The 5722-nt window shown below is 64.8% G+C and carries 7 protein-coding genes; 4 read left to right on the top strand and 3 right to left on the bottom strand.

Annotation, left to right across the window (positions count from 1 at the left end):
• The coding region (locus AKL29_RS44690) for a M23 family metallopeptidase (RefSeq protein WP_488230421.1) at window positions 1-769 on the top strand (769 nt) is incomplete at its 5' end.
• Between the two features lie 328 nt (window positions 770-1097).
• Window positions 1098-1520, top strand: coding sequence for a DUF805 domain-containing protein (locus tag AKL29_RS11925; protein WP_050384292.1), 423 nt, complete (start codon window positions 1098-1100; stop codon window positions 1518-1520).
• A gap of 122 nt (window positions 1521-1642) precedes the next feature.
• On the opposite strand, the gene AKL29_RS11920 is transcribed toward AKL29_RS11925, so the two are convergent.
• From AKL29_RS11920 to AKL29_RS11910, 3 genes are all read right to left on the bottom strand, one after another.
• Window positions 1643-2536 carry a dihydrodipicolinate synthase family protein gene (locus tag AKL29_RS11920; RefSeq protein ID WP_028332180.1) on the bottom strand — a complete coding sequence of 298 codons (894 nt, stop codon included), beginning with the start codon at window positions 2534-2536 and terminating at the stop codon, window positions 1643-1645.
• 147 nt (window positions 2537-2683) lie between these two features.
• On the bottom strand, window positions 2684-3190 hold the full coding sequence (locus tag AKL29_RS11915) for a cupin domain-containing protein (protein ID WP_050384291.1): 507 nt from the start codon (window positions 3188-3190) through the stop codon (window positions 2684-2686).
• A gap of 41 nt (window positions 3191-3231) precedes the next feature.
• Complete coding sequence (locus AKL29_RS11910; RefSeq protein ID WP_050384290.1) at window positions 3232-3711, bottom strand: carboxymuconolactone decarboxylase family protein; 480 nt, start codon at window positions 3709-3711, stop codon at window positions 3232-3234.
• 95 nt (window positions 3712-3806) lie between these two features.
• Between AKL29_RS11910 and AKL29_RS11905 the strand changes: the two genes are divergently transcribed.
• Both AKL29_RS11905 and AKL29_RS11900 read left to right on the top strand, forming a co-directional pair.
• Window positions 3807-4382, top strand: coding sequence for a MarR family winged helix-turn-helix transcriptional regulator (locus AKL29_RS11905; RefSeq protein ID WP_050384289.1), 576 nt, complete (start codon window positions 3807-3809; stop codon window positions 4380-4382).
• 113 nt (window positions 4383-4495) lie between these two features.
• On the top strand, window positions 4496-5722 hold a 1227-nt coding region (locus AKL29_RS11900), incomplete at its 3' end, for a lytic murein transglycosylase (protein WP_152977554.1).

The raw sequence follows: 5722 nt of genomic DNA, 5'->3' as shown, positions 1-5722 counted from the left end.
GCGGCCGGCCGTGCAATCCGCCGACTTCACCTACCACCCGAGCGGCGACATCGTCGCGGGCAGCGGCGGCCGCAGGCAACAAGGCGGCCACGCCGACTTCACCGTCTATTCGCAGATCCGCTTTCCGCTCGAGAAGGCGCCGGCCTTCGCGCACTCGCAATCCTTCGCCAAGCGCAAACCCGGCGCGGCCATCGACACGTATCCCTGGCAAGACAATTTCTGCGAGGCGCGCAGCTTCGAGGTCGGCCAATGCGCCAGCGGCTACGGCCATCAGGGCCAGGACATCCGACCCGGCGCGTGTCCGGCCGACAGCAAGGATGGTTGCGATCCCAAGCAGCAGGCGGTCGTTGCAGTGCGCGACAGTATCGTGATCCGCTCGGCGCAACAGCAGGCCGCGACGTTGCAGGTCAACACCCGCACCGAGCACGTCCGCTTCCGCTACATGCACATGAACCCGTCAGTGATGGATGCCGACGGCCTGCTCAACGGACGCCGCGTCAGCGAGGGCGAGAAGATCGGCGTGGTCTCGAACTATCTCGACCACCCCAACGGCACATCGCGGCATCTGCATTTCGACGTCCAGCTGTTCACGCGCGATGGCTGGCTGTGGGTCAATCCCTACACCACGCTGGTGTCGGCCTATGAGCGGCTGATCCGCGGCCGCGGCCGCGAGATCGGACCGGAGCCCGGGCTTGCAGCCGCCGTGGCCCATGCCCTGCCCGACGACGTCTTGCATCGCATCGACACCCAGGAAGGCGGCGGCAATTAGAGTGTTGTCGAGCGAAAGGGACACCGGTTCGGGGCGCACTGCCAAAATATCGAAAAACAACCCCATGCAAAGTAGCCGGCGGCTGCCATCGTTCGACACGACAACTTGACACGCCGGGTAAATCAGCGGCACTATTTCATTATTCCGAAATTGTGCAACGCCCACCGCAGGTTCCATTCGGAATCGCATCGATGCGCGCCATGTCGCGGCGACAATTGCCAGCTTGAATGATCATGATGGAAGCAGCAAACCGCGGGAACCTGTCCCGCTTTGACCATCGGACGCAAGTCCCTATCAGATGCCCATTCAGGCCGGACCACAAACAAGCATGCTTTCGACCTTCAGCTGGTTTTTTCTCTCGGTGAAGGGCCGCATCAGTCGGCAGGAATTCAGCCTGGGGTTTTTCGGCCTCGTGCTGGTCGACATGCTCGTCATTCGCATCGGCGTAAGGCTCGACCCCGGTCCACGGTATTACGACAGCAGCCCGCCCGCCGACGACCTGTCCGTCCTGCGTTTGCTGCTCATGCTGTCATTGTGGCCGTTCGCGGCGATCCTGGTGAAGCGGCTGCACGACCTCAACGTGTCGGGCTGGTGGGCGCTGACGATCCTCGCCATTCCCCACCTCGCCGCCGCGCTGCACGTCAAATACTGGATCCCCTATCTGGCGTTCGTCGCAACGCTGAGCGTGCTGCCGGGATCGAAGGGTGATAACCGGTTCGGCCGCGACCCGCTGGCGCGCGCCGGCATCTAAAGCGCGATAAGATCAGGTTGAATCGTCATCGCGCTCTAGCTCGTCGTTTAAGCATGATCTTTTCGGAAAACCGCTTCGCACTTTTCCGGATCATGCTCTAGCGCCCTCCGCCGTAGTTGCGATCAGTCGATCTCCATCGCAGCCAACGTCTCCTTGACGCGCCTCTGAGCGTCCGCGGGCAGCGGCAATATCGGACGTGGAGGCTCGGCCGTGCAGACCCCTCTGAGATTGGCAAGTGCGTAGACAACACGCAGACTGGAATATGTCCTGAACAGATCCCAAATCGGCTGCAGACGCGCGTTGAGCTCTCGCGCCCGGGCCGCATCGCCGCTCGTCGCAGCGCGAACGATGTCCACGCAGACCTTCGGGAAGATTCCTGCGAGAACGCTGTACCAGGTGTCTCCGCCCGCCAGCAGCGCCTCGGTGCAATTCCAGTCGGCGCTGTAACCCAGCGCAACGCCGTCCGGAACCACAGCCCGCAATTCCCTGAGATGGCCCGCCACGGTCGAAGCATCCAGCGCCGGACTTTTCACCGCGACGATTCCCTCGACCAGGCTCAGACGGCCGATGAGGGCCGGCGTGAATTGAAAATGAGTCGTTCCGGGATTGTCATAGATGCAGATCGGCAATCCGCTCTCGCGGGCCACGGTTTGAAAATGCTCAAAGACCTCGTCATCGGTCAGCGGCGTATAGGAAACCGCCGCCAACAGCCCTGCCGTCGCGCCGGCATCACGCGCGTCTTGAGCCAGCCGCACCGCATCGTCGGTGCGCAGTGCGCCGATGCCAACCAGTATTGGTGTGTTGCCGTCCGCCAAGGCGGTCGCCGCCTGCACGGCGCGCCGCCGCTCATCGCGGCTGAAATACGGGTACGAGCCGGTACTGCCCAGCAGCCCGACCGAATCCACCTTCGCCGCAATCAAGGGGTCGAGCAAGGCACGGAGCGCACCCGCATCGACCCGCCCATCCCGGTTCGAAGGCGTTATCGGGAAGGCAGAGAGCCCCTTCAGACTGATCATCGATTTGTCCCTCGTCGGCAACCGTCGCCGCAACGTGTCGTGCAATCAATCGACACGCCCCGTTGCGTGCAAGGTCCAGTTTCAGGCGAACTGAGCACCAAACTGGTCCAATGCGCACGTCTTGCAGAACGAGCGCTCAACCGATCGCTACTCGAGCATCGTGGTCAGCTGCGCGCCCTCGTCGGCCACGAACACCGCGATCAGCTCCGCCGGCTCCGTGGTGCTCGCATTGGCCGAGACCATGTGGGTCGAGCCCGGCGGCTCGAAGAAGGACTGGCCGACCTTGAAGGTCTCGACCGGCCCGCCGCCGAGCTGGGAGCGGATTTCACCCTTGGTGATATAGGCCGTCACCGAACCGGAATGGCGGTGCGGCGGCGTGAAGCCGCCGGGACCATAGAACACGCGCACCACCGTGATGCGCTTGCCCGCCACATTGGGCAGTGCGTGCGAGCTGATGACCTCGACCTTGTCGAGCGGCGACGCCGCATTGGCGCTGGCGCACAGCGGCGCGATGACGGATGAGATCGCGTCCATCGGGGTCGGCAGTGCCTTGCCGATCACGAAGGCGGAGGCCAGTCCCGCGATCACCGCCAGCGCGACCGGCCGCGGCGGATGCGCGAATGGAAGGGATGGTGTCATCGCCATCGAGGTCATTGTTTTTCTCCCTGTCAGTTGCCGTTTTATCCGTCTCGACCTTACGAAGCCGCCGCGTCCGCACGCTGCCGGCGCGGCGGCGGCGTCCAGCGATAGGCCGCGCCGAACCGGTTCCAGACATTGATCGATGCGATCGCCGAGGTCAGGTAAGTCAGCTCCTGCTCGGAGAATTCAGCGGTGGCCTGCGCATAGACCTCGTCGCTGACGCCGTTCGGCAGGGTCGTCAACGCTTCGGTCCAGGCCAGCGCGGCGCGCTCGCGCGGCGTGAACTGCGGCGCCTCGCGCCACACCACGACGAGGTTCAGCTTGTCGGCGGGCACGCCGAGGCTCTCGCCCTGCAGGATGTGATACTGCACGCAGAACGCGCAGCCATTGATCTGCGAGGCGCGCAGCTTGACGAGTTCGAGCAGCTGCTTGTCGAGGCCGGCCTTCGCCGCGAACTGGCCGAGCGCGCGCACCGCGGCGAAGACGTCGGGCGCGAGCTTCTCGAAGTCGGTGTATTCCTTGCGGGCATGTGACATTGGCCTGGCCTCGTGTTATCAGTGTACTGAGATATTATCAGAGCTCTGATATCATCGGCAAGATGCGGACATCGGCAAAGGCGACAGCACGCGACATGGCGGCAATGCAGAACCGAGGCAAATCCGGCACCGCCGAGCGGCGTCCGGTCGAAAAAGCCGCCGGCCGAAGGGCCGCAGCGAATGCGGGATCGACCGCAGGCGACGTCCTGCTCGCCCCTTCCGTTCCGGCGCCGGGCGAAGGCAAGCGCGGCGAGCAGGGCTATCTTGCCTATCTGCTGCGCCAAGCCCACGCTGCCTCGCGGCTGTCGATGGAGCGCCAGCTGGGACGGCTCGGCGTCACCTCTCCGCAATTCGTCGTGCTGACGATGCTGAAAGCCTATCCGGGGCTCTCAGGCGCCGATCTGGCCCGCGTCGCGCTGCTGACGCCGCAGACCGTGAGCGTGATCATCCGCAACCTCGAGCGCGACGGCGCCATCGGCAAGACGCCGCACCCCGTCCACGGCCGGGTGCTGCAATGGACGTTGACCAGCCATGGAACCGCGCTGCTGGAGAAATGCCGGCAGATCGCCCAGGCCCAGGAACGCCGGCTCGCCGCCAGCCTCGATGCCAGGTCGGAACAGGTGGTGCGCCGGTGGCTGTCAAAAATCGCCACAGATTTGCAGGATAGTTAGAGCATGACCCGGAAAAGTGGGAACCGGTTTTCCGATGAGGTCATGCTCAAAACTATAGCTCCTGCGGCGGCGTGGCTTTTGGCTCACCCGATCGGCGCCGCTACACTGGCCCGATGAAACAGCCTGATTCTCCGAAATCCCCTGCCCGCCGCGCCGTCCTGAAGGCCGGGCTCGCGGCCGGCGTGGTGCTCGTCAATCCGCTCGGCGCGCTCGCGGCCACCCCACCGGGCTTCGACCAGTGGCGCGACAATTTTCGCGCCCGCGCGCTCGCAAAAGGCATCTCGGAGGCGACGTGGAATCGCTGCATGGGGCGGATCGAGCCCGACATGAGCGTATTCAGGCAGATGCGCAACCAGCCTGAATTCCACGAGCAGATCTGGCAGTACATCAATCGCCGCGTCTCCGACTGGCGCATCATCCACGGCCGGGAGGCGCTGAAGAAGAACGAGGCGCTGTTCGGCCGGATCGAGCGCGACTTCGGCGTCGAGCGCGGCACGCTGCTCGCGCTGTGGGGCGTCGAATCCGCCTATGGCGATCCGTTGGTGCAGCAGAACCACATGACGCCAGTGTTTCCCTCGCTGGCGGCGCTCGCCTGGAACGAGCCGCGCCGCAAGGCCTATTGGGAAACCGAACTGATCAACGCGATGAAGATCGTGCAGCGCGGCTGGAGCACGCCTCAGGAGATGAACGGCTCCTGGGCCGGCGCGATGGGTCATTCGCAGTGGATGCCGGAAGTCTGGCTCAATGTCGGCTTCGACTATGACGGCGACGGCAAGGTCTCGCCGTTCGGCCGGCCCGACGACGCGCTGGGCTCGACCGCGAAATATCTCGTCAACCGCGGCAAGTGGCACCGCGGCGAGCATTGGGGCTACGAGGTCCGCGCGCCCGGCGGCGGCGCCAGCGGCAGCCGCACCTATGCGGCCTGGGCCAGCGCCGGCGTCGTCAGAGCCGACGGCCAGCCGTTTCCGCAGCCGAACGCATCAGCGCAACTGTGGATCCCGGTCGCCGGTGGCCCGGCCTTCCTGCTCGGTCCGAACTTCAATTCGGTGAAGAGCTACAACCCATCCATGAACTACGCGCTGGCGATCTGCCATCTCGGCGATCGCTGCCTCGGCGGGCCGCCCTTCATCCAACCCTTCCCGGGCTCGGAGCGCGCGCTGACGCTCGCCGAGGTGCAGGAGATGCAGACGCGGCTGACCAAGGCCGGCTTCGACACCGGCGGCACCGACGGCCGTGTCGGCAACGACACCATGAAGGCGATCAAGGATTTTCAGATCAAGATGGGCCTGTTGCCCGCCGACGGTTACGGCGGGCTCAAGGTGCTGGCGCGGTTACGGCAA

The organism is Bradyrhizobium pachyrhizi (assembly GCF_001189245.1).
In the GTDB taxonomy this organism is placed as follows: domain Bacteria; phylum Pseudomonadota; class Alphaproteobacteria; order Rhizobiales; family Xanthobacteraceae; genus Bradyrhizobium; species Bradyrhizobium pachyrhizi.
The sequence above is the reverse complement of the archived record's forward strand: the minus strand, read 5'-3'. Positions and strand labels throughout refer to the sequence as shown.